This window comes from Cupriavidus sp. HY129, from assembly GCF_059492215.1.
Window position 1 is genome coordinate 1,223,361 of sequence record NZ_CP083254.1, and the last position, 22,530, is coordinate 1,245,890.

The window sequence follows — 22,530 nt, forward strand, 5'->3', positions numbered from 1 at the left end:
CGCTGCCACGCACAATCATGGAGGGCACAGCATGATGGATGGAACATTCACCGGAGTTGGGCGGTCATCGGCGCGCCGCCATGCGGACCTGCTGGTGATTGGCGGCACCCTCGTCACCCCCAACGGTGTCGAGCGCGCCGATGTCGCATGTGCGGCCGGTCGCATCGTGGCGCTTGGAGACCTGCAGCACTCATGGACGGCCGATGCCACGCTCGACGCGAAGGGTCTGCACGTACTGCCGGGCGTTATCGATAGTCAGGTGCATTTCCGCGAGCCCGGCTTGACGCACAAGGAAACGTTGGAGGCCGGCACGCGCGGTGCGGTGCTAGGCGGCGTCACGGCGGTATTCGAGATGCCGAACACGCAACCGCTCACATTGCGTGCAGAGGATCTCCAGGCGAAGCTTGATGCGGCACGGGGACGAGCGTGGTGCGACCACGCGTTCTACATCGGCGGGTCGTCCGTAAATGCCGAGCATCTGGAGTACCTGGAGAGTCTGCCTGGCTGTGCTGGCGTGAAGGTCTTCATGGGCAGCTCGTTTGGCGACCTGCTGGCGGATGAAAACGAGGTGCTATGTCGGATCCTGGCGCACGGCCGCCGCAGGATGGCCGTGCATGCTGAGGATGAGGCCCGCCTGCGCGACCGCAAGGTCATCGCCGAGTCGAGCGGCGACGTGCGCCAGCACCCGGTCTGGCGCGACGCCAGCAGCGCATTGCTGGCCACGCAGCGCATCGTGACGCTTGCCGGGGATACTGGGCGGCGCCTTCATATCCTGCATGTTTCGACTGCCGAAGAGATTGCCTTCCTATCGGATCGGAAGGATCGCGTGACAGTTGAAGTGACGCCGCACCACCTGACCCTGGAGGCGCCAGAATGCTACGAGCGCCTGGGGACGCTGGCACAAATGAATCCTCCGGTGCGTGAACGTCGCCACCGGGACGCCCTATGGCAAGCGATTCGCGAGGGCGTCGTCGATGTCATCGGTAGTGACCATGCGCCTCACACGCTTGAGGAAAAGAGTCGTCCATATCCAGCTTCGCCCAGCGGCATGACCGGTGTGCAGACACTGGTGCCGGTGATGCTGAATCATGTGCATCGTGGTCAATTGAGCCTTCAGCGATTCGTCGACCTGACAAGCGCCGGACCGGCCCGGATCTTCGGTGTCGAAGGGAAGGGCCGTATCGCGCTTGGCTACGACGCCGACTTGACGCTGGTCGATCTGGAGGCTCGCAGGACCATCCGCAACGACTGGATCGCGAGTGTCAGCGGATGGACGCCCTATGACGGCATCGGCGTTACGGGCTGGCCGATCCATACCGTGGTGCGTGGCCACATCGTCGTGCGGGACGAAGCGCTCGTCGGGACGACACCTCTGGGTCGACCGTTGCGCTTCCTTGAAGCGCCACCACGAGTGCCAGCCGACATCTGAGATCAGGTGGCAGGGGGCCAGGTCGGGTCGGGGCAGCCAATGCCTGCTGATGGTGCGCGTGTCCGTCAGAACTGCAGCGATGCGTTCGCCAGGAACGTGCGTGTTGACGCTGGCAGGACAAAGCCGTCATACGTGGTCGTCCAGTACCGGCGTCCAAACACATTGTTGACCACAGCGCGCACCGTCAGCGTCTTGCCAGCCATGCGCGTGGTGTAGCGCGCGCCGACATCGGCGGTGGTGTATGAAGGTATGTGCTGCGTGTTGGCCGAATTGACATACATATCGCCGGTTACCTTGGCGCCGGTCCACAGCGTCAGGCCGGGGGCGAACGGGGTGTCGTACTCGATGCGGCCCGTCACGATGTAGTTCGGCGTGGCGAACACGCGCTTGCCATTGACCAGGGGGTCGTCGACGCCAGAGGTCTTCGTGTCGAGCCACAACACACCACCCATCAGCCGTACATCGCGTGCTACGCGTAACCAGCCGCTTGTGTCCAGGCCGGTGAAACGCTGGCTGCCGTCCTGCACGAAGTAGTTGGCCGAGTTGGTGTACTCGTAGCCCTTTTCAACGCGGAACAGCGCGACGTTGGCGCCCCACTTGTCGCGGTCGGTCTTGAATCCCAGTTCATATTGCCGGCTCTTGAGTGGACCAAAGGTCTGCCCGGCGTTGACATTGGTGACGCCCGCCGATCCTCCCTGCTCCAGCGACTCCACGTAGCTGAAATACGCCGTGGAGAAGTCGTCGGTTTTGTACATCAGCGCAACGGTCGGGGTGAACGGATTGGCGCTGTAGTGCGAGGTTTTGACTTGCGACGGATCGTAGTTGTCCTGCGTGAAGTCGTTGTAGCGCACGCCGGCCAGTACCGAAAAACGTGGCGTGAACTGGATTGTGTCGCTCAGGTAGACCGATTTCTGCTGAATCCTGTAGTCGCGGTACGGGATGTAGTCCTTGCCCACGCCCGGCTGCTCGGGCAGCGGCACCGGGTTATACAGATTGCTGGTGCCCATGGGGATGCCATTGCCGCCAAGACCGTTGTCGAGTTCGCGCACCTGCGAGAGGTAGCCAATGCCGGCAACGATATCGTGCTTGATCGCACCCGTCTCGAACTTGCCCTGCACCATTGCGTCGTACGCCTGGTAGTAGTAGGCGGTCTTCCAGCGGTAGTTAGTGTCGGAGAAATCCCCGGCACTATTGGTAACGTACAGGAAGCTGTCGGCGTTAAGCCGGTTCTGGCGCGCAAATCGATACTTGAAGCTGGCCTGCCAGGCATCGTTGATGCGGTAGTCCACGCCGGTGCCTACGGTAAGCGTGTCGGTCTCGTGCGACGACCACGGCTGTGCCAGATTCCGGGCCACGCTGCTGGCGGGCGGAATGGACAGGTCCGACGCGAACGACAGGCCGAAGATCGTGCCCTGCGACTTGCGCTTCCAGTACATGACGTCGGCATTCCATGTGAGGTCCGGGGTGATGCGGAAATCCGTGGCCAGCGAGAAGGCCTGGCGCCGCACATGCACGTTTGGCTCGTTGGTGTTGCCATCCTCGTTGACCGCATTGATCCGATAGCCGAAGCGGTCATCCACGCCGAAGCGACCGCCGAGGTCGACCTTCTCGCTCCAGACGCTGTTGGCCTGGTAGCCGACCGTGACTTCTCGCAATGGCTTGTCCGTCGGACGTTTCACCACATAGTTGATGATGCCGCCGGGTGAGCCGAAGCCGTACATGAAGCCTGACAGCCCCTTGAGCAGTTCCACCTGTTCGAATGGCTCGAGTGGCATGTCGGCATCCCACGTGACGAAGTTCTGCCCATCCACCTTGGTGCCATTGAGCATGTCCACGCGCATGCCGCGCACGGCGAAGTAGGAGTTCTCGGTCCGCGCGTTATCGCCCAGCACCGACACGGCCGGGTCGTACTTGAACACGTCGTTGGCCGTCTGCGCCAGGCGTTGCTGGATCTCGTCGCCCGATACGGCCACCACGGAGAAGGGCGTATCCACGGGCTTGCGGTCGCCCAGCGCGCCGCTATTGACCCGTTCCACTTTGACGGCCTCCCCGGAGCGGTCCGCCACCACGGTAGCCGCCGGCAACATGGTCGCGTCGGCTGTGTCCTGCGACTGTGCCTGCGCTGGCTGCGAAAGGCTGAAGCTCAGCGCGGCAATGGCTACCGGCGACAGGATCGGCAGCGGGCGCGCCGAGCGCGTCGAATTACGCGCGCGCAAGCTCGCGTGCCTGTCGAGTGAATCAAGCATGGACATACAGACTTCCTGGATTGTTGTTGTTCTGGTGCGTGGCTCCGCACCCGGATGCGGCTGAATTTGACCGGAATACTAATACGAATGCAAATGATTTGCATTTATTACGATGTTCAGATGAGGGTCAAACGAGGGGCGATGTTCGGGTCGTTGCCAGGAGAGAGGCATCCGATCGGCCACAAAAGAGCGCTGTAGCTATCTTTTTGCCCCATACGCGGCACCGATTCGTCGAGAAAGCAACATGTCTGCCAATGTCTTATCCGACGTACAGCCGTCGTTCATCGCTTCCTGCTCAAATCCGTAATGCAAACCATTATCATATGCGTTTGTGTTTGTCGGGCCTGAGTGGAAGTCGTCGAATCATGAAACAGCGTGTGTCGGTTGGATATCGCGTGGCAATCGGCTCGCGGGTGATTGCCGCCGTTGTTGGTGGTTATGCGGTGGCGGCACTTTGTACTGGCTGCCTGTCGCTGGCACTGGTGCGGTGGACGAATGTCACCCGGTCGGAAGCCGTGATGACGGCCACGTTGATGTCGTTCCTCTGGTTTGCGTTGGCCGTCATCTGGGTGTTCGTGGCCAGTACCGCCTGGCGCGCCTGGGTCGGGTTGTGTGTGCCTGGCGTGTTGATGGCCGCCGGGTGGTTGATCTTGCGCGGTGCGTGATGGCTGAACTGAAGAAGGGGCAGGGGTTGAGGCAGTCGATGGCCTGGCTGCATACGTGGTCGGGGCTGTTGGTGTGCTGGGTCCTGTTCCTGGTGTTCTGCGGCGGCACGGCAAGCTACGTCAAGGACGAGATCTCGCTATGGATGAAGCCGGAGCTGCACGCGTCGTCGGATGGAGACGTATCCGCCGCTGATGTCGCGCAGCGTGCCTACGCATACCTGCAACGCGAGGCGCCTGGCGCCGAGCGCTGGTTCATCAATCTGCCGGACGCCCGGCGTCCCGCGATCTCCGTATTCTGGTTGCGCAAGCCCGGCCCGGCTGATGCCGGCAAGGGCAATCGCGCGCGCCTCGAATCACGCACGCTCGATGCCCGCACGGGTATGCCGATTCCCGGCGCGCGCGATACGCGTGGTGGCGAATTCCTCTATCGGCTGCATTTCGACTTGCACTACATGCCCGCGGTCCAGGCACGCTGGATCGTGGGCATCTGCGCGATGTTCATGCTCGTGGCGATCATCAGCGGCGTGATCACGCATCGGCGCATCTTCACGGATTTTTTCACGTTCCGTCCGCGCAAGGGCCCCCGCTCCTGGCTCGATGCGCACAACGCCCTGGCGGTACTGGCGCTGCCATTCCACCTGATGATCACCTATACGGGCCTGGTGACGCTCCTGTTCGTGTACATGCCGTGGGGCATCCAGGCTGTCTACAAGGGCGACGAGAAGGCGTTCACGGCCGAACTCGCGGCTCGCGCGCCGCGCGTCAAAGCGGCGAACGAAGCAGCGGCACTGGCGCCGATCGCGCCGATGGTGGAGCAGGCCATGGCGCGCTGGCATGGCACGCCGCCGCAGCGGATAGCGGTGGAGCAGCCCAACAATGCCAATGCCACCGTCTCCCTGACGCGTGCGGAGAGCCGCGATATCGGCACCACGCTGCCGGTCATGGTGTTTTCGGGCACCACTGGTGCCGTTCAGTCCGCGCTTGGCGAAAGCGTGGCCGCGGCCAGCGCCACACGCAGCACGATGGTCGGCTTGCACGTGGCGCATTTCGCGCCGCCATTACTGCGTGCGCTGTTCTTTGTCTCCGGGCTGGCCGGCGCGCTGATGGTGGCCACTGGCGCGTTGCTATGGGCGGTCAAGACGCGCCAGAGCCATGCAAAGCATATCGCCGCCACCGGGCGCGTGCCGTTCGGGCTGCGGCTCGTCGAGGCCCTCAATCTCGGTGTCATCGCGGGTTTGCCGATTGCCTTCACTGCCTACTTCTGGGCGAATCGGCTGCTTCCGGCCGACATGTCCCAGCGTTCCGGCATGGAGGTCCAGGCCTTCTTCGGCGCCTGGGCGGTGGCGGCGCTGCTGGCGCAATGGAAACCCACGCGGGAGATGTGGCGCGTGCTGCTGTGGACCGGAGCGGGGTTGTTTGCGGGACTCCCTGTGCTCAACGCCTTCACCACTACCTCGCACCTCGGGGTGACGCTGCGCCACGGCCCGATTGCCGTCGCCGGCTTCGATCTGACCGTGCTTGCCATCGGCATTGGTATCGGTGCCGCCGCATGGATGCTTGGCAAACGGCGCCCCGGAAAACGCGCAGTCCCTGCCGCCAGGCACGGCGCGGCGGAGGTGTCGCCATGAGCGTCGAGCCAGCCGCGAGTGTCGCCGGCCTTGCCTTTGCCGTGGGCGGCCTTACGTGGCTAGCCCAGGCCATCGAGCGCCATCACGCCGACATGTTCGGGCGCGGCAGCGCGCCGTCCCCCGCGCGTGTCGCGCGGCTGCGCGTGCTCGGCACGCTGGCGCTACTGGCGGCGCTGGCTGCATGTGTGCTCGCCGAGGGCTGGGCTTTCGGCGTCATCTACTGGACTGGCCTTCTGACAATCGGTGCGCTGACTGCGATCAGCGCATTCACCTGGGCGCCTCGTGCCACGCCACGTCTTGCACACGTGGCGATCGGCATTGGCGTTACCACTGCCCTCGCATTGATCCGCTCTCAGTAGCGAACGGGTGGGAAAAAACATTCGCGGACACGGGTTATGCCTTGCCCTCATGGCTTCTGGATCGGGCCGTGGCGCAAGGGGGTTATTTCCTTTTGGAGTCTTATCTTGTCTCTTGCTGTAGAGCGTAGTGTTCAACCGCGTGCCTTGCGGCCATCCCCGATTTACCTGCGCCATCTGGTCGTGGCGCTGGCGGCAGCCGGCGTATTGCCGTCCGTGGCGCTGGCACAGGCAGATGCGCAGCCATCCCAATCGTCGGGCGCGCCGCAAGCCGCGGCGACGTTGCCCGCCGTGACCGTGCACGGCGACGCAACGCCCGATCAGTTGCCGCCGTCCTATGCGGGCGGGCAGGTCGCACGCGGTGGCCGGCTTGGCGTGCTTGGCAATCAGGACTTCATGGATGTGCCGTTCAGCATGACGACGTACACGTCGCAGGCCATCCAGAATCAGCAGGCACGCAGTATTGCCGGCGTGCTGGCTGACGATCCCTTTATCCGCACCAGCTATGGCTTCGGCAATTTCTCCGAGACGTACATGGTGCGCGGTTTCCAGCTGACAGGCGACGACCTGGGCTGGAACGGCCTGTTCGGCATCGCGCCGCGTCAGCTCGTGGCTGCGGAGGCGGTCGATCGGGTGGAAACCTTCCGCGGTGCCAGCGCGTTCCTCAACGGTGTATCGCCAACCGGTACCGGCATTGGCGGGGGCATCAACCTCGTCCCGAAGTACGCCACGGTGGCACCGATCACGCAGGCAACGATCGACTACACCAGTGACGCCCAAGTGGGCGGCGCAGTCGATGTCGGCCGCCGCTTTGGCAACGCCAAGGAGTTTGGGGTGCGGGTCAACGCGATGGCGCGTGGAGGTGATACGCCGGTCGATGCGGAGAACCGTCAGCAACGCCTGCTGACGCTCGGGCTGGATTACCAGGGCGAGGCGTTTCGCGTCAATGCCGATTTTGGCTATCAGAAGCAGACGGTGAATCAGGGAAGAAGCACGATCCAGCTGGCCTCGGGAACGACGGCCCTGCCGCCCGTGCCGTCGGCGAGTTCGAATTTCGCGCAACCCTGGACGAACTCGATGCTCGAGGATACGTGGGGGACGATTCGCGCCGAGTACGACTTTGCGAAGGACTGGACGGCGTACGCGGCGTTCGGCATGCACCACAGCAACGAGTTCGGCAACTACGGCGGTGCCACCGTCGGTAACGACGGTTTCGGCACCTCGCAGCGGCTCAGCGTGCCGTTCAAACAGGACACAACCACCGGAGAGGTTGGGATTCGGGGTCGCTTCGTGACGGGTCCCGTCAAGCACAGCGTGAATCTGGGGTGGTCCGGACTGGAGCAGGAGAAACGGTCGGCCTACGAAATGTCCCGCACGTACGCGACCAACCTTTACGATGCCCCTGTCGTTGCGCGTCCAGCCACGGCATATTCGGGCAGCAGCATGGCCGATCCGCAGGTGACTGGCCGAACGAACCTGAACGGCGTGTCGGTGGCTGACACGATGTCGTTCCTGGACGACCGCGTGCTGCTTACGGCAGGCGTGCGGCACCAAGTGATCAACACGCGCGGCTACGCCTACGGCACCAACGTGGTCACCCCATATGGCGACTCGGCAACGTCGCCCATGTTCGGTATCGTGATCAAGCCGCTCCAGAACCTGTCGGTGTTCTACAACCACATCGAGGGACTGGCCGCCGGGCCGACGCCGCCGTCGAGCGCCACGAACCGGAACGACGTATTCCCGCCGATCAAGTCGAAGCAGGATGAGGCCGGCGTCAAGTACGATGCGGGCAAGTACGGCACAACGCTTGCGTTCTTCCAGATCAAGCAACCCAACGGCATTACGCAGGGGAACGTATTCTCGGTGGCCGGCGAGCAGCGCAACCGTGGCGTCGAGTGGAGCGTGTTCGGCGAGCCGGTACGCGGGCTCCGTCTGCTGGGCGGCATCGGCTATATCGATACGAAGATGTCGAACACCGGCAATGCCGCGACCGAGGGCAAGGAAGCGATTGGCGTGCCGAACTACACGCTGACGGCGAGTGCCGAATACGACCTGTCTTTCGTGCCGGGGCTGACCGTCTCGGGTCGATACATCCAGACCGGCAGCCAGCAAGCCAATGCGACCAACACGATCAGCCTGCCGTCCTGGAACCGTTTCGATCTGGGCGCGCGATACACGTTCAAGGCCGCGCAGATGCGCTACACGATGCGTGCGTCGGTGGAAAACCTTGCGGACAAGGATTACTGGGCCTCGTCGTATGGCGGCTATCTGGTGGTTGGTCAACCTCGCACGTTCAAGCTGTCCATGACCGTGGACTACTAAGCGTGCCTCGTCATGCCGGGCGGCGATGTGCCACCCGGCATGACAACGGCCGGGGCATCTACCCGACGATCCACTCGCGGGCTTCGCGGGACTGGCTCATTGTGAACGTGCGGATTTGCCCGGGCACCAGGAACCGGAACACATTGATCGAGTGCCGGACCCAGTCATGGTCGGTGACCAGCGCAACGGATTCCCATTTCAGGTAGTGCGACACGCCGAGCTTGAAATCGTCCCACAGGGCGCCGGGCTCCATGCTCGTTATCGTGAAGTCGGGCCCCAGCTCGTAGTAGAGGCGCACCTTCTCGCGGCCGGTCAGCACCGCATCGATGGCGGGAATCAGCACCTTCTCGTAGTCATCCCGCGTCAGCTTGCCGTTGCCGTGCACTGCGACGACGTTGGCGGGAAAGCCGTCCAGAATTTCCATCATGGTTGTTCTCCTTGCGGAACGGCGCGCCGTGGCACGCGCTCCCGATCGTTACCGGAACGGCCGGTGAGCACGACACACCACCGGACCGTCCGATTTCACCGTATATCGGGCTAGCCCCCGGGGCAAGCATTCCTTTCGATTCGTCCCGGTAGGATCAAGGTTGACCGCCGATGAACACGCGCTCGGGGTGCGGATGGCTCAGGAAGTCGTGGTGCGAGATATGCCAGCCGTACGCGCCCGCCATCGTGAACGCGATGCGATCCCCGACCCGCAGCCGTTCCACCGGCACCTCGCGCGCCAGCACATCCTTCGGTGTACAGAGTTCGCCACACAGCGTCACCGGCAGCCGCTCAACCACGGGCCTCGGAAACGGATAGTCCCATTGGTCATTCGGCAGCACCTGGAACGGATGGTTGTGCTGCCATGACACGGGCAGCCGGAAGTGGTGCGTGCCACCGCGCAGCACGGCGAACCATTTGTCGTGGTTCCGTTTCAGGTCGATGACCTCGGCAACATAGCAGCCACAGCCCGCGCTGATGAACCGTCCGCACTCGAAGACGATGCTCGTGTTCGGCGCGGTCTCGTGCAGCAGGGCGGCCAGTCCATGGCAGAAGCGGTCCCAGTCGAAGTGGCGCTCCGGATTCTGATAGTCGATACCGATGCCACCCCCGACGTTCAGCCACTCGAGTGTCAGGCCGTGCAGGTCGCGCAGGCGCTTGGCCAGCGCGATATGGTGGCCGATCAGGGCCAGATGGGTGTCGGCATCGAGACTGTTTGAGCCGGCGTGCACATGCAGGCCAACCACGCGCACATTGGGCATCGTGCGGGATAGCGCCAGCACATCGGGTAGCAGGGCCTCGTCGATGCCGAACTGCGTGGCACTGCCGCCCATCTGGAGCGTGGCGCCGGGCAGACCGTAGGCGGGGTTCGCGCGAAGCAGCACATCGGCGCAGCGGCCTTGCCGTCTTGCTACGGCATCCAGTCGACTTAGCTGCAGCGCGCTTTCCACGTGAATCAGGCCGACGCCAAGACGCAGCGCGCCTTCGAGCTCGGCATCGGTCTTGCCCGGGCCGCCGAACGCAATGGGTACCTCGGCATTGACGCTGCGCACGCGCTCGATCTCGCCGAACGAGGCCACTTCGAAACCATCGGCTACACCCAGCAGGGTCCGAAGGACAGGCGCGTCGCTGTTGGCCTTCACGGCGTAATACAGTGCGCATTGCTCCGGCAGTGCCGCCCGCAAGCGTGTCGTGCGCAGGCGCAGATCGTCGAGATCGTAGAGATAGGCGCAGACCGGCTCGCGAGTATCCCGCTCGGCGATGTAGCGGGTAACGTGTGTCAGATCCATGGTTGTTCCTGTTCGAGGCAGCTTATGTCCTCATGTTGCTAGACAATGCACGCCTGCCGGTGGGCGGCCATCGCGCGGCGGGCGATGCCGCGATCGTCGCCAAGCACCATCATCCGCGTGCCCCGTGCACGCCATGCGACGGCGTCATCGGGTGTGCGGGGCAGGGCGCAGAAGTGTTTGTCATGACGCAGCGCGGCGGCGGCGATCGTATCCACGGCGTCGCGCACGTGCGGATGGAGGGTTTGCCACGGCACGCCCAGCGACTGGGAGAGATCGGCCGCACCTTCGAGCAGAACGTCCACGCCCGGTTGCGCCGCGATGTCATCGGCGTTGCGCAAGCCCGCGGCGTCTTCGATCATTGCCACCACGAGCGTGTGCCGTGCGGCGTCCTCGGTGGCTTCGCGCAGATCGTCCCGGCCGTAGCCGCTGTGCCAGGTGGCATTGAGACCGCGCTTGCCTGTCGGGATGCCGCAGGTGTGGTGGCAGCATGCCACCGCTTCGTTTGCCTGCGCCGCACTGGTGATGCGCGGGAAGACGATCCCTTGCGCGCCAGCGTCCAGCGCCGGTGCCACCTGATGCAACGCTGCCACGCGCACCAGCGGAGCGATGCCACTGGCACGCGCCGCCAGCAGCATCGCGCCAAGCAATGCGCCATCGATTAGCGTGTGCTCCAGATCGATCACTGCGAAGTCGTAGCCAGCGGCGGCGATCAGTTCCACTGTGAGCGGCGTCGGCGTCGAGCAGAACAGGCCGACGATCGGTTCTCTGCCTGGCGTGAGCAAGCGCTCCTTCAACGATTGCACGATGCCTCCGTCGGTGCGTGGTCCGTTGTAAGGCTGGTTGCGCGCGTCGATGCGAGCGCGCTCGCGAGCGGGTTCGGCGCGTCGCGTGTGCGCAGGCGGACTTCTGGCAGAAAGCGGCGGCTTGCCAGTAGCTCGATGGCCATGGTCGGCGCAAAGCAGTCGAAGCGCGCGAACTGTTCGGCCAGATCCGGATGATCGGCCTGGTAGTCGCGGATCACGCCGGCGACGATGCGCCAGAACGCGGGTTCTTCCAGATAGCCGTGGTCGGCCAGCATCGCGCCGAACTCGGCCAGATTGACGAAGAACAGGGCGTCGCAGGTGAAGTCGCGCAGTTCGTCGGCATCGTCGGTCTCGATGAATGAGTTCGGATTGACCAGCGCGTGTTCGGGCGGCGGTACTGTCAGCGCGGGCGGCTCCGTCGACAGCCATTGGCGCGAGAAACGCACGCCGTCGTGGAAGTCCTTGAGCGCGACGCGCTCGGGCAGGCCATCCACGTGGATCAGCAGCATGTTCTGCGCGTGGGATTCCAGGGCGATTCCATGAACCCACAGCAGGTGCAGCACCGGCAGCCATGCGCGTTCGATCAGCCGGCGCACCCATATGGCGGCACCATACCGATCGAGCCAAGGCGCAAGCAGGGGCTCGCCATCGCTGTCGAGGTGGGCCAGGGCGGTCATCGGTAGCGCGCGCTCGTCTGGGGTGAGATGGCCGTGGATGCTCTCGCGCCAGATGCACGACAACGCGCCGTACTGTCCCTGAGCGGGTGCCGCCGGCATGTAGCTGACGCCCGCCACCTCGCGCAACAGGATCGGCGCGGCAATCGGGGGTGTCCACGTCGTGCTTGCCACCAGGCAGGCCAGCCAGTCGCTCAGCGGCGCGGCGTTGCAGACGGTATGCGGCGCCAGCACGCGCGACGTCGACGTGTTCACCATGTTCATGGCCAGTTTCAGCGATGGCGCTCCGGGGTGATCCAGACTGGCCAGCGTACGAATCGATTGCTGGGGCAGGTAGCGCTCGGGCAGTGTGCCGATGGCGATCAGATCGCCTTGCGCGAAGGCGGCGTGGAACGTCGGCGCGGCAACCTCCTCCCATTGCCACGGGTGGATTGGTAGTGGCAGGTAGTCCGCCGGGTCCACGCCGTATCGGGCCAGCGCTGTGTCAAAGCGCTGACGCGCGGCATCACTCAGCAGGGCGCCAGCGTTCTGCCCGGGCACGGTGGCGCTGGCCGACGCGCGGCAACGATCCCGTCGCGCGGCCAGCAGCACGGGATGTACCGCCGAGGCGCATTCCGGGGCGAAACGCGCGTTGTCGATCATCGTGAAGCCAAGGCGCGACTTGTAGGACGGGTGGTAGGGATGCGCGCCAGTCAGGCGTGCCTCGACGGTGTCGTAGTCGGCGTCGCGCAGCAGTTGGCCGCTGGCGCCGTTCGCGTGGTGCGAGTGCGCATCCTTGATTTGCGTGGATAGCAGTTCCATCGCGAACTGCTGAATGCGCTGGGGATCGGCGTCGAACTGGCCGGCGAGTTCGTGCAGCAGGCGCGATACATCGTCCGCCGCCGTCTCGTCGCCACCGTGTGCGCGTATCACGTTGTCCAGACGGATGCGGCCGAACGCATCGATGCGCCTGACCGCGCAGCGGTACCGCACCGGTTGGCCATCGGCTGCAACGGCTGGGAGCGTGACGGACCCGGCGGTCCAGTGGACGTCGCGAAACACGTCCTCGAACAGCAGCGCCTCCATGAGTTGGCGGATCACGCGTTGCGTGGCACGGCGATAGTGATCGCTCTGGATCAGGGCTTGATAATCGTCGATCTGCATGGCGGTTACGCGTGCGGGTGATGAAGTGGGTTGTCGATGGCTACCCAGGCCGGCGTTTCGCCATGCCGTCCGAAGCAGCTCAGCAGATTGGCCTTGGCGGGCAGCGTGGGCATGGCTGCGAGCTGTGCCAGTACCGTTCGGGCAGTGGGGCCGTCGTCATGCAGGGCGCGGGCAGTCTGTTGCCACAGCGTTTCCTCGCTGCAATGGCCGGTACGGGCGATGCACGCGATGCAATGGCCGATGTGGTTCACCATCACGTAATAGGCAAAGCGGTGCAACGCCGCGGCGTCGTCGTAGAGCGCCGGGCTGCCGTCGAGGTCGCCCGCCCAGGGATACCGGTCCCGGCTGATGCTGACGCCCTCCATGTCACGCACATAGCCGTGCGCGGGCCAGCCTTCGTGGAAGGCAACCATGCTGTTCTGCAGATGCGCTTCGAGGCTGATGCCATAGTCGCCGAACAGGCGCGTCAGCGGCAGCAGGGTGACTTCCAGATAGCGCGCCCACCAGCGGCTGACGTCTTTCACGGCTGGTGATGCGCCTAGCGCCTGGCGCAAGTGGGCCGCAAGCAGACTCGTGCCGTGTGGTGGGTCTTCGAGCACGGTCGCCAGCACCTGGGCGGTATCGCCATGTCGCTCGGGCAGGCCCTGACGATAGATCACCGCGGTACTGGCACGGAGTCCGGGGTCATCGATGTCCAGCACCGCGCCACCAAGCTCGGTCAGTACCGTGAAGCGATCGTTGACCCGGACCGATGCCGGTACTCGCGCGATGGCGCGACTCGCATCGAGCGCACGCAGCACGTGCTCGGGAGGATTGTTGCGGACGAAATTGGTGATCCGCACATCGATCGCGAGCTTCAGGAACAGGCGCTGGCGTGGCAGCCATACGGTACGTACCGAGGACGTTGGCCAGGCGAGTTCACCCCGTTGTCCGAGCGACAGCAGCGCGCCACGCGCGATCAGCGCGCGGATGGCGGGTTGCTGCAGCAAGTGTCGAGCTTGCCAGGGGTGGCAGGGCAGCAGCCGATACTCGCCGTCGCGCAGCAAGGGCGCAGCGAACGTCATGACCTCCGGGTCGATCGGCAACGGTCCGTTATTGGAGCTGTGGGATGCGAAGTGTTCGTTGGCGACCGCCAGGTAGTGCAGCGGAAACGCGGTGCCGAACTCGGGCGCGTATCGGCGCAGGTCATCGTGCGTGAATCCTTCGGATGCCTTCGATGTTCCATGGAAGACATGGCCGAAGCGCAACCGCTGCTCGGCGGCGATGAAGGTCGACGGCGCGGAAGGTGCGGGCGCATCGGCGTGATAGAGCCGGGCCTTCTGCGCACCGTTGCGCATCAGCGCGGCAAAACGCACGGGCCATTCGTCCGTGGCGGCAGCAGGGAAGCTGGCGGCCAGCGCATCGACGATGGCGTCGACGAGGGCCTCGGCCTGGACCAGTGGCGTGGGCTGGCCATCCTCGGGGCCGAGCATTGCGGCGTGTGCGACCCGGTGGTATCCGATCGGCGACACGTAGTCGAGCGCGGCCGCGAGCCATCGGTGGTTGCCATCGGCGTGGGGTAGTGCGATCACGGCAGTACGGAGGCCTGACGCCTGCCATATCGACAATGTTGGGTCGAGCGCGGCGGGAACAGAATGACCGGCTGGCAGGTGAGCGTGGCCGCAGGGATCGTGGATGCCGCTTTCGCGGCAGTAAGTGTTGAAAAACTGTTCGATCAGGCGCCGCTCCACCGGATCGACCGAAGGGGTTGTCGCGGAGAAAACACGTTTGGCGTGCAGCACGGAGACTGCAGGTTCGACTGAGAGTATTGACACGGTGTCACCTCGCATCATGGACAGGGGCGAATGAAGGAGAACGGCCTGGCAGGACCAGCAGGGCAGATACGACGAACATGGCGGCCGTCACCCAGAGCGCGGCGTTCGGGCCACCGAGCGGCAGACTGATCATCACGGCCAGCGGTCCGACGAGTTGGCCGGCCGTCATTGCGCTACGCGCCACGCCCGTCGCGGTGCCGTGCAGCGCTGCGGGAAGCACCCGATGGCAATGTGCGAGCACGGACAGCGCCAGTGCGGCAAACAGCGCGCCGTGAATCACGCGGAGCAGCGCGATCTGCCAGAGCGTGGTGGCCAGCGGCAGCAGTGCAATGGCCGCCGCGCATCCGGACGCGGCAAGGAGAAAATGCCGCCCGGACGCCACGCGATCATTGCGCGCGCCCCACCAGGGGCTGGCGAGCATCGCCGCTAGCCAGCCGAGCGCGTGGAGCGTGCCCGCTTTGCTGGCTAGCAGCGCATCGTGCGGCGCGCGCTGCTGCAGATAGAGCACGAACACGTTGACGAGCGCGAATGCACCCGCCTGCGACAGACAGGCGGCGGCCAGCCAGCGGCGCAGCATCAGCACATCGCGGATGGGCTTGCGCTTGCCGGTGGAAAGTGCTGGCGCGGTGTGAGTCGGCATGTCGCGCAACAGGGTCGACAGCGCCAACGTCAGCAGGGCATTGAGCGCTGCCACCGCAAACAGCATCGGGCGTGGTGACCAGACATCCTGCAGCACGCCGCCGAGCACCGGGCCCAGCAATGCGCCGGCCGCCACCGCCGACTCCTGAAGGCCAAACGCCCGGTTGCGCGAGGCGGGTGCGCTTACGTGTCCGATGCATGCGGTCAGCATCACGCCGATGGCGCTGGCGCCTTGCAGCACCCGGCCGACGATGAATCCGGTGACATGCTGCGAAGTGGCCAGGATCAGCACGCTGACCGTGAAGACGACCAGTGACACCAGCAAGACCGGGCGATGACCGACGCGATCGCACCAGATGCCGGTGAACGGCGCCACCGCGAGCGCCCCGACCGCAGGCGCGGCCAGCGCGACGCTGCTCCAGTCGGTGCCATGGGCGCCCGGCATGGCGTGCAGGTAGAGCGGCAGAATCGGCACGAGCGTCATTAATCCCGTGGTGACCACCACCTGTGTGGCCAGCAGTACCGTCAGCGTTTGGGGGCGATTGGGACGCATGACTATGGCTCTGGCTGGCGCAGCGGATTCGGCAGGCGGCCCATCGCGCTGGGCATTCCCGTGCCGATCGTTTCCCGGGCGAGCAATGGCGCGAGCACTTGCTTGAACGGCCACGTGTCGGCTTCCAGCAGGGCATTCCGGACGATGGCCGCAACGTGAGGTCTGGCGATGACGCCTTCGCGTAGCAGTGCGTCGATCCGTTCACGCACGATGCGCCAGCCGGTGTTCTCGTCTGCCTCGTACGCGTCGGCAATGGCCACCGCCATTGCGAACAGGTTCACGCAAATGCCTAGCGTCTGCAGGTAAGCAAGCAAGGCATCGGGCGCGTCCAGGATCAGCGTGTTGGGCGTGGAGCGATCAATGGCATAGTCGGGTGCCGGCACACCAGCGTCGGCCATCAACGCCGGGCAGATGCGCAACGTGTCGTGATCGCGCAGCACGAGACCGTGCAGGCCAGGACCGCTTTCCGTCGGGGCGATCACCAGCAGCACGTTCTGGCCATGCAACTCGGGCATGACGCCGTGCGCGAAGCAACGCAGGCCAGCTTCCAGCAACAGGTGGGAGATGCGCCGGAACCAGTCCCATGCCTGTTGAGAATCGCTGGCACCCAGCGCACGCAACGCGGGGAGTTCGCCGCCGCTGGTGACAGCGGCGCAGGCTGCCATCGGCATCAGCCAGCTACCGGGTGGCAGTTGCTCTGGCGCGGGATAGCGGCGCAACAGGCAAGCCAGTTCGCCGGGCTCGCGCGTCAGGACGTCGTGCTGACGCAAGGACCACCAGTCCTGCTCGTCGCACAGGAACAGGTACTGGTCCAGCCACGCATCACGTGCCTGTAGCCGGGCGAGGCATGTCTGTGCCTGCACGCCGTTGTGGAGATACCGGGGTGGCAGTGTTCGCGTTGCGCCCAGGGCTTGCACGCTGAGCGAAAGCTTTACGTGCAGGGAATATGGCTCCGATGAGTCCGGGACGGCCATCGAACGAAGCGAAGCCGTGGGCCACGCATCGCCGTGGCTGCCCAGATCAATCCACGACATGCCGGACAGATGATGCCGCTGCCACGGATGCATCGGGAACCAGAGGTGCGAGGCATCGGTCCGGGCAGTCTCCGCCCAAGTGTGCAGCCGCTCGAAGGCGTGAGGGTTCAACAAGGCTTTGGCGATGGGTTGTCCGGTCTCCGGCACGCGTGCGCTGCCGCGCACCTGATTGCGCGGTAGGGCCACCCATCGCAACTGCAGCGGTTGGCCCGTTTCGGTGTGATAACCGGGCGTGTCGGGGCGCGCCTTGTTCCCCCAACCCTTGGCGCGTGCGAGGGGGTGGAAGGGCCGGTCACGGAGGCAAGTCAGTGCTTCCCAATGCATCAGCACATCGGGGGCGGCGCGCGCTTTCTCCACGATGGCGTCCTCGTGGTCGAATGTGTGGGCGGATTGGGCGCGAGCCAGTTCGAACAGCGCGCGCAAACGCTCGCTGCAGTGCGGCCACCAGTCGGCGCCCTGTAGTGCCGCCAATGCGTCCGTACCATCGACCGTGGTCTCGGCGCCATCGCGCCGCAGCGTCAACGTGGCATCCTGCACGGCCAACGGGCGAATGCCGAGCAGGCGTCGCCCGCATGCATGAAGCTCTCCCGTCCGACCAAGGGCGATGACGAGCGACGCGCCTTGGTCCGCGTCGTGATCCACGATACGCGCGTGGTTGCGGAATCCGTGGAGGTCTTCCAGCCACAGCGCGTCGATCAGGTCCTGCACCAGCAGGCGTTCGTGGAAGCCGCCACTCATAGCAGCGGCAGGCGCGTGCCGGCGTTTCGTTCCAGCGCCAGGTGGTAGAAGTGGCGCGCGCAGACCATGTCGTCGAGCGCCATGCCCATCGGATTGAGCAGGATGATCTCGTCGTCGCGCTCGCGGCCGGGCTTCCGGCCGATCACGATCTCGCCCAGTTCCGCGTGCAACTGCTCGCGGCTGAAGCGGCCTTCGAGCACGAGCTGGTTGATGATCTTCTTTTCGCGGTTGGATTGGTCCCAGTCGTCGACGATCACCTTGTCGACCTTCTCGTAGACATCCTTGTGCACGTCCATGATCGATACGTTGCAGACGAAGGCGCCGGTCTTGAGCCAGGCGTGTTCGAGGTACGGCGTATCGGTGACCGTGCAGGTCACCACCACGTCGGCGGCGCGCACGGCCAGTTCGGCACTGCCGCACAGTTCCCAGCCCACGGCGGGAAAGCGGCTGCCGAGCATCGACCGCATCACATGCATGGCGTCGCGCGAGAGATCGAACAGGTGCACGGCGCGGATCTGCGGGAATTGCTCGAGGAGCGTCTGCATCTGCATCTGGGCGATCGGGCCGCAGCCGATGCAGGCGACATCGGTGAAGCCGCTACGCGCCAGATGCCGCGTGGCCACCGCCGTGATGGCGGCGGTGCGCATGCCGCTGATCAGGCCGCCTTCCATGATCGCCACGGGGTAGTTGGTGGTGGCGTCGTTGAGCACGATCACCGCGCTGGCGCGCTCCAGACCGAATCGCGCGGGGTTGTGCTGGCGGCTGCCGATCCATTTGATGCCGGCGATCGGGTCGTCGCCGCCGATGTAGCAGGGCATCGCGATGATGCGGTCGGCGATATGGTCGGCGCCGGACCAGCGCAGATAGGGCTTGAGCGGCTGCACATGCTCGCCGCGCGCGTGGATGGCGAGGCCTTCGGCAATGGCTTGTACGAAGGCGTCGGAGTGGTCCGCGCCCAGCGCGATCAGGTCGTCGCGGCTCAGGTAGCGTATTTCGGGCTTGGTCTGGGAGGGGGCCGATGCAGAGGGAGAGGCGGTGGATGAGAGCGTGGGCGAGTTGGTCATGCGGACACTCCGGCGGGGATCAATGAGGCAACGGTGGGAAGGGCGGCGAGGTTCGGCACGGCGCGACGCGCGGCGATGCGTGCGAGCCAGGCGTCGTCATAAACGGTGTCCAGATAGCGTTCGCCGCGATCTGGGAACAGGGTGAGAATGCGCAGCGGTCGATGGCTGACCGGCGTGGCGTGCAGGACCTGCTCGATGGCAGCGACGACCGCGCCGGAAGATCCCCCCGCGAAGATGCCTTCGCGCGCCAGCAGGCGCCGGCACGCCGTGGCGGCGGTGTAGTCGTCGATATGGATCACTTCGTTGATCTCGTCCCGGCACAGCAATTCCGGCACGCGGCTGGCGCCAATGCCCGGCAGCTCGCGCGCTTGCGACGGTTGGCCGAACAGCACGGAACCGACTGCGTCGACGCCTACCACGCGCATCGACGGCCACGCCTTGCGCAGCCGTCGCGCAATACCATGCACGGTGCCGGACGTGCTGACGCCCAGCACCAGCACATCGGCCGGCTGGGCAAGCTGCGCCAATATCTCGGCGGCCTCGCCGTAGTAGTGGCTTTCCCAGTTGAGCGGATTGGCGTACTGGTTGATCCAGATCGCATCGCGCTGTTCGCGCAGCATCTGACGCACCCGCTCGATACGCGTTTCCAGGTATCCGCCCTGGCTGTCCTTCGCGGTCACCTGCTCGATGCCCGCGCCGTAGCAACGCAGGATCTTCAGGTTGGTCGGCGAGATCTTGGGATCGACCACCGCCGTGAAGCGCAGCCCCTTGAGGCCGCAGATCATCGCCAGGGCGATGGCGAGGTTGCCCGACGAGCTTTCGATGATATGGCAGTGCGGCCCGATCGTCCCTTCGGCCAGGCCTTTCTCCACGATGTAGCGCGCGGGCCGGTCCTTGACGCTGCCGGCCGGATTGAGCAGTTCCAGCTTGGCGAAGACCTCCGCGTCCGCGCGGCCGAAGAGGCGGCGTAGCTGGACCAGTGGCGTGTTGCCGATACTCTCGATGATGCTGTTGCAGACCATGGTGCAAATCTCCTTGCTGATAGGGCGCTGTAGTACATGGCAATGAGAATCGTTACTAATTTCGGCCGTGACAAGGCCCGAAAAGCCTTGTCACGCCGTTACCAGCGGTGCTGGTAGGTGGCGGTAAGCGTGATGCCGGCCGCCGGGAGATGGCTTGTGTTGTTGCTGTTGCGCAGAAGCTGGCTGTAGAGCGGGTAGTAGTAGCGGTTCAACAGGTTCTGGATGCCAACAGTGACCGTGTCCTTCTTCGTGACCTGATAGCTGCTGATCAGATCGAGCGTGGTGTAGCTGCTCACGTCGCGGCGGCCGAAGCTCGTCACGCCGTTCAGCCGGTAGTCGTACCCGGCGAAGAATGTGGCTTGCAGCCGGTTGTTCCATCGCGGCACGGGGCGGAATTGCACGTAGCCGGTCAGCTTGAGTGGCGGGATGCGGTAGCCGGTCATCTGTTGGCTATCACGGCCTTGCGGGGTTTCTCGGCCCTGCATCCAAGTGAAGGTGCCACCCGCGCCCCAGCGTTCGTCGGTGGACAGATAGTCGGCCGATGCTTCCACGCCATAGATCTTTTCCGCGGTGCGGGTCAGGATCAGGCCGTTGTTGAAGCTCTGCACGTCGCCGAGGTCCGACGTGGTGTAGAAGATCGCCAGCGAGCCGAGCGTGTTGCCGAACGCGCCACGCCAGCCCAGTTCGTAGTTGTTGGTCTTGACCGGCTGCAGGTCGGACGAGCCGATATCGAAACCCGCGCGCGCATTGCGCACCTGCAGGCCGATATCGGGCAGGTTGAAACCCTGACTGAACGCGGCATAGAACTCGTGGTCCTTCACCGGCTTGTAGGCCACGCCGATATTGCCGAGCACGGCGCTGTAGTCGACCGCGCCGCCGCTGACGGTGGCGGGATTGGTCACCCGCGATTGCGAAAGCGGCACGAAGTCGCTGAAGCTCGCCCGCGCGTACTGGTAGCGCAGGCCGCCCTCGGTCGACCACTGCTCGTTGAACTTGTGCTGCAACTGGGCAAAGCCGCCGATGCTGCGCGTGGTGATCGGCGGCATGTAGGTCAGCGTGCCGATCTTGTTGAAGATCCGGCCGCCGCTGGCGTCATACGCCTTCGGGTCGAAGATGTCGATGGGCATGTCGCTGGTCTCCTGCTCGAAGTCCATGCCCCAGATCACGCGGGTGCGCTTGTCCGCGCCGAGCGGCGTCTTGATGGTCAGGCGGCTGCCGAAGACCTCGGAATCCTGCATTGCCTGGTCGACGTTGGCGCCGCGCACGGGCACGGCGCGGGCGTCGAACGGCGTGAAGCGGCTGTAGTAGTTCCGGTAGTAGAACTGCGCCGACAACTGGCTGCCGAGCAGGTCGCGGTGTTCGTATTCGAGATTGACGAGCGTGTTGCGGATCTGGTTCTGGTCGGCAAGTTGCAGCCCATCGAGCGCGCGTGCGGGCACGCTGCCCGGCGGCAGTTTGGCCACGCTCGGATCCGATGCCCAGCGCGTGTCCTGCTTGGCGTCAAAATGGCTGAAGGCTAGCTGGATGCGCTGGTCGGGCGCGAAGCGCAGGCCGAGCTTGCCGCCGACGTTGTAGTTGTTCGAGTCGAACAGATCGCCCTGGCTCGGCTCTGGCGCAATGCGCTGGCCCTTTGCGTCATACGAATTGCCGATATGGCGCGCGCCAAGGTCGAACGCATAGTCGAGCATCCCGCTGCTGCCCGAGAAGTGCTGCTGCACGTTGGCGCTCAGGCCGTCCGCGCGCAGTCGGGAAAGCGGGGTGGACATCGTCACCGTGGTATCGGCCTTGGGCTCGCCGCCAGCCGGCCGGGTGGTGATCGAGACGATACCGCCCGTGGCGCCGCCGCCGTAGATCGCGCTACTGCCTCGCAGCACCTCCACGCGTTCCACCAGCGCCGGATCGATATTGGCCAGGTTGCGTGCGGAGTCGCGATTGGTGTTCAGCGGAATGCCGTCGAGCAGCACCAGCATGCCGCGCCCGCGCAATGTCTGGCCGAAGTCTGTCACCGTGTGGCTGGAGTCGGCCATGCCGGGGATCACCTTGGACAGCACTGTGGCCAGGCTGTCCGAGCCCGTTTTCAGTTCCTCGAGTTCGGTGCGTTCCAGCACCGTCGATTGACGCGTCGGGCGGACCAGATCGCTCGATGTCCGCGACGCGGTGACCTCCACCGCGGCCAGCACGGTGGTGGGCTGGGCCGTGGCGTGGAGCGTGTCGGATGCCATCGCCGGTGCTGCGGCCGGTGCCGCGGAAACCGGCCGCAGCACGAAGCCCTGGTTGCCGCTGCGCTGGTACTGGATGCCGCTGCCCTTGAGCAGCGAGTCCAGCGCGGCTTCTGGACGCATCGTGCCGTTCACGGCCGGCGCCCGTTTGCCCGCCACCAGTTCGGGCGGGAAATACAGTTGCAGCGATGTCTGGCGGCCGAGTTGCAGCAGGGCATCGGCCAGCGGCTGTGCCTCGATGTGGATTGGCACGTCACCGCGCGGGGTCTGGGCAGTGGCGGGTGCCACGGCCATGCTCATCAGGACGGCGGCCGCAAGCGCGGCCATGGACCCACGCCGTCCCAAATCTCGGGCGGCGGCGCCGGCCCGGTTCCCCGTAGTCGAATTTGAATGTGTCACGTCA

16 protein-coding genes are annotated in these 22,530 nt (G+C 65.0%); 5 read left to right on the forward strand and 11 right to left on the reverse strand.

The window, feature by feature from the left end; genetic code table 11:
* Positions 1 to 31: 31 nt before the first annotated feature.
* A complete protein-coding gene (locus K6G35_RS05680) occupies positions 32 to 1,429 on the forward strand; it encodes a dihydroorotase (RefSeq protein ID WP_495676183.1) in 1,398 nt (465 codons plus the stop codon).
* A 65-nt stretch (positions 1,430 to 1,494) separates the two neighbouring features.
* Here K6G35_RS05680 and K6G35_RS05685 read toward each other — a convergent pair whose 3' ends face one another.
* On the reverse strand, positions 1,495 to 3,681 hold the full coding sequence (locus K6G35_RS05685; RefSeq protein WP_495676184.1) for a TonB-dependent siderophore receptor: 2,187 nt from the start codon (positions 3,679 to 3,681) through the stop codon (positions 1,495 to 1,497).
* Between the two features lie 359 nt (positions 3,682 to 4,040).
* Between K6G35_RS05685 and K6G35_RS05690 the strand changes: the two genes are divergently transcribed.
* The 4 genes from K6G35_RS05690 to K6G35_RS05705 all read left to right on the forward strand — a co-directional run bounded on the left by K6G35_RS05690 (position 4,041) and on the right by K6G35_RS05705 (position 8,649).
* On the forward strand, positions 4,041 to 4,340 hold the full coding sequence (locus K6G35_RS05690) for a DUF3649 domain-containing protein (protein ID WP_008650580.1): 300 nt from the start codon (positions 4,041 to 4,043) through the stop codon (positions 4,338 to 4,340).
* On the forward strand, positions 4,340 to 5,968 hold the full coding sequence (locus K6G35_RS05695; RefSeq protein ID WP_495676185.1) for a PepSY-associated TM helix domain-containing protein: 1,629 nt from the start codon (positions 4,340 to 4,342) through the stop codon (positions 5,966 to 5,968). Before K6G35_RS05690 ends, K6G35_RS05695 begins: the two co-directional genes overlap by 1 nt.
* Positions 5,965 to 6,327 (forward strand): DUF3325 domain-containing protein, encoded by a 363-nt coding sequence (locus K6G35_RS05700; RefSeq protein WP_495676186.1) that lies wholly within the window; start codon positions 5,965 to 5,967, stop codon positions 6,325 to 6,327. Before K6G35_RS05695 ends, K6G35_RS05700 begins: the two co-directional genes overlap by 4 nt.
* A 105-nt stretch (positions 6,328 to 6,432) precedes the next feature.
* On the forward strand, positions 6,433 to 8,649 hold the full coding sequence (locus K6G35_RS05705) for a TonB-dependent receptor (RefSeq protein ID WP_495676187.1): 2,217 nt from the start codon (positions 6,433 to 6,435) through the stop codon (positions 8,647 to 8,649).
* Positions 8,650 to 8,707: 58 nt separating this feature from the next.
* Here the strand turns inward: K6G35_RS05705 and K6G35_RS05710 are convergent, their stop codons facing one another.
* The 10 genes from K6G35_RS05710 to K6G35_RS05755 all read right to left on the reverse strand — a co-directional run bounded on the left by K6G35_RS05710 (position 8,708) and on the right by K6G35_RS05755 (position 22,454).
* Complete coding sequence (locus K6G35_RS05710; RefSeq protein ID WP_017514851.1) at positions 8,708 to 9,076, reverse strand: SpoIIAA family protein; 369 nt, start codon at positions 9,074 to 9,076, stop codon at positions 8,708 to 8,710.
* A gap of 154 nt (positions 9,077 to 9,230) precedes the next feature.
* On the reverse strand, positions 9,231 to 10,424 hold the full coding sequence (locus K6G35_RS05715) for a type III PLP-dependent enzyme (protein ID WP_495676188.1): 1,194 nt from the start codon (positions 10,422 to 10,424) through the stop codon (positions 9,231 to 9,233).
* Positions 10,425 to 10,462: 38 nt separating this feature from the next.
* Complete coding sequence (locus K6G35_RS05720) at positions 10,463 to 11,227, reverse strand: HpcH/HpaI aldolase family protein (RefSeq protein ID WP_495676189.1); 765 nt, start codon at positions 11,225 to 11,227, stop codon at positions 10,463 to 10,465.
* Positions 11,215 to 13,044 (reverse strand): IucA/IucC family protein, encoded by a 1,830-nt coding sequence (locus K6G35_RS05725; RefSeq protein ID WP_495676190.1) that lies wholly within the window; start codon positions 13,042 to 13,044, stop codon positions 11,215 to 11,217. The genes K6G35_RS05720 and K6G35_RS05725 overlap by 13 nt, the downstream gene beginning before the upstream one ends.
* 5 nt (positions 13,045 to 13,049) lie before the next feature.
* Positions 13,050 to 14,876 carry an IucA/IucC family protein gene (locus tag K6G35_RS05730; protein WP_495676191.1) on the reverse strand — a complete coding sequence of 609 codons (1,827 nt, stop codon included), beginning with the start codon at positions 14,874 to 14,876 and terminating at the stop codon, positions 13,050 to 13,052.
* Positions 14,863 to 16,050 (reverse strand): MFS transporter, encoded by a 1,188-nt coding sequence (locus tag K6G35_RS05735; protein WP_495676192.1) that lies wholly within the window; start codon positions 16,048 to 16,050, stop codon positions 14,863 to 14,865. The genes K6G35_RS05730 and K6G35_RS05735 overlap by 14 nt, the downstream gene beginning before the upstream one ends.
* 2 nt (positions 16,051 to 16,052) lie before the next feature.
* On the reverse strand, positions 16,053 to 17,822 hold the full coding sequence (locus K6G35_RS05740; protein WP_495676193.1) for an IucA/IucC family protein: 1,770 nt from the start codon (positions 17,820 to 17,822) through the stop codon (positions 16,053 to 16,055).
* Entirely contained in the window at positions 17,819 to 18,886 is a 1,068-nt protein-coding gene (gene sbnB / locus K6G35_RS05745) for a 2,3-diaminopropionate biosynthesis protein SbnB (RefSeq protein WP_035881844.1), read from the reverse strand. Before sbnB ends, K6G35_RS05740 begins: the two co-directional genes overlap by 4 nt.
* The gene (sbnA, locus tag K6G35_RS05750; protein ID WP_495676194.1) at positions 18,883 to 19,908 is read right to left on the reverse strand and encodes a 2,3-diaminopropionate biosynthesis protein SbnA; all 1,026 of its coding nucleotides are present in this window, start codon (positions 19,906 to 19,908) and stop codon (positions 18,883 to 18,885) included. The genes sbnB and sbnA overlap by 4 nt, the downstream gene beginning before the upstream one ends.
* Positions 19,909 to 20,006: 98 nt before the next feature.
* Positions 20,007 to 22,454, reverse strand: coding sequence for a TonB-dependent receptor (locus K6G35_RS05755; RefSeq protein WP_495676195.1), 2,448 nt, complete (start codon positions 22,452 to 22,454; stop codon positions 20,007 to 20,009).
* Between the last annotated feature and the right edge of the window lie 76 nt (positions 22,455 to 22,530).

Excerpts from the sequence above, each read along its gene's own strand:
- K6G35_RS05680 (WP_495676183.1), top strand. The coding sequence starts at position 32 with ATGATGGATGGAACATTCACCGGAGTTGGGCGGTCATCGGCGCGCCGC.
- K6G35_RS05685 (WP_495676184.1), bottom strand. The coding sequence starts at position 3,681 with ATGTCCATGCTTGATTCACTCGACAGGCACGCGAGCTTGCGCGCGCGT.
- K6G35_RS05690 (WP_008650580.1), top strand. The coding sequence starts at position 4,041 with ATGAAACAGCGTGTGTCGGTTGGATATCGCGTGGCAATCGGCTCGCGG.
- K6G35_RS05695 (WP_495676185.1), top strand. The coding sequence starts at position 4,340 with ATGGCTGAACTGAAGAAGGGGCAGGGGTTGAGGCAGTCGATGGCCTGG.
- K6G35_RS05700 (WP_495676186.1), top strand. The coding sequence starts at position 5,965 with ATGAGCGTCGAGCCAGCCGCGAGTGTCGCCGGCCTTGCCTTTGCCGTG.
- K6G35_RS05710 (WP_017514851.1), bottom strand. The coding sequence starts at position 9,076 with ATGATGGAAATTCTGGACGGCTTTCCCGCCAACGTCGTCGCAGTGCAC.
- K6G35_RS05715 (WP_495676188.1), bottom strand. The coding sequence starts at position 10,424 with ATGGATCTGACACACGTTACCCGCTACATCGCCGAGCGGGATACTCGC.
- K6G35_RS05725 (WP_495676190.1), bottom strand. The coding sequence starts at position 13,044 with ATGCAGATCGACGATTATCAAGCCCTGATCCAGAGCGATCACTATCGC.
- K6G35_RS05730 (WP_495676191.1), bottom strand. The coding sequence starts at position 14,876 with ATGATGCGAGGTGACACCGTGTCAATACTCTCAGTCGAACCTGCAGTC.
- K6G35_RS05735 (WP_495676192.1), bottom strand. The coding sequence starts at position 16,050 with ATGCGTCCCAATCGCCCCCAAACGCTGACGGTACTGCTGGCCACACAG.
- K6G35_RS05740 (WP_495676193.1), bottom strand. The coding sequence starts at position 17,822 with ATGAGTGGCGGCTTCCACGAACGCCTGCTGGTGCAGGACCTGATCGAC.
- sbnB (WP_035881844.1), bottom strand. The coding sequence starts at position 18,886 with ATGACCAACTCGCCCACGCTCTCATCCACCGCCTCTCCCTCTGCATCG.
- sbnA (WP_495676194.1), bottom strand. The coding sequence starts at position 19,908 with ATGGTCTGCAACAGCATCATCGAGAGTATCGGCAACACGCCACTGGTC.
- K6G35_RS05755 (WP_495676195.1), bottom strand. The coding sequence starts at position 22,454 with ATGGCCGCGCTTGCGGCCGCCGTCCTGATGAGCATGGCCGTGGCACCC.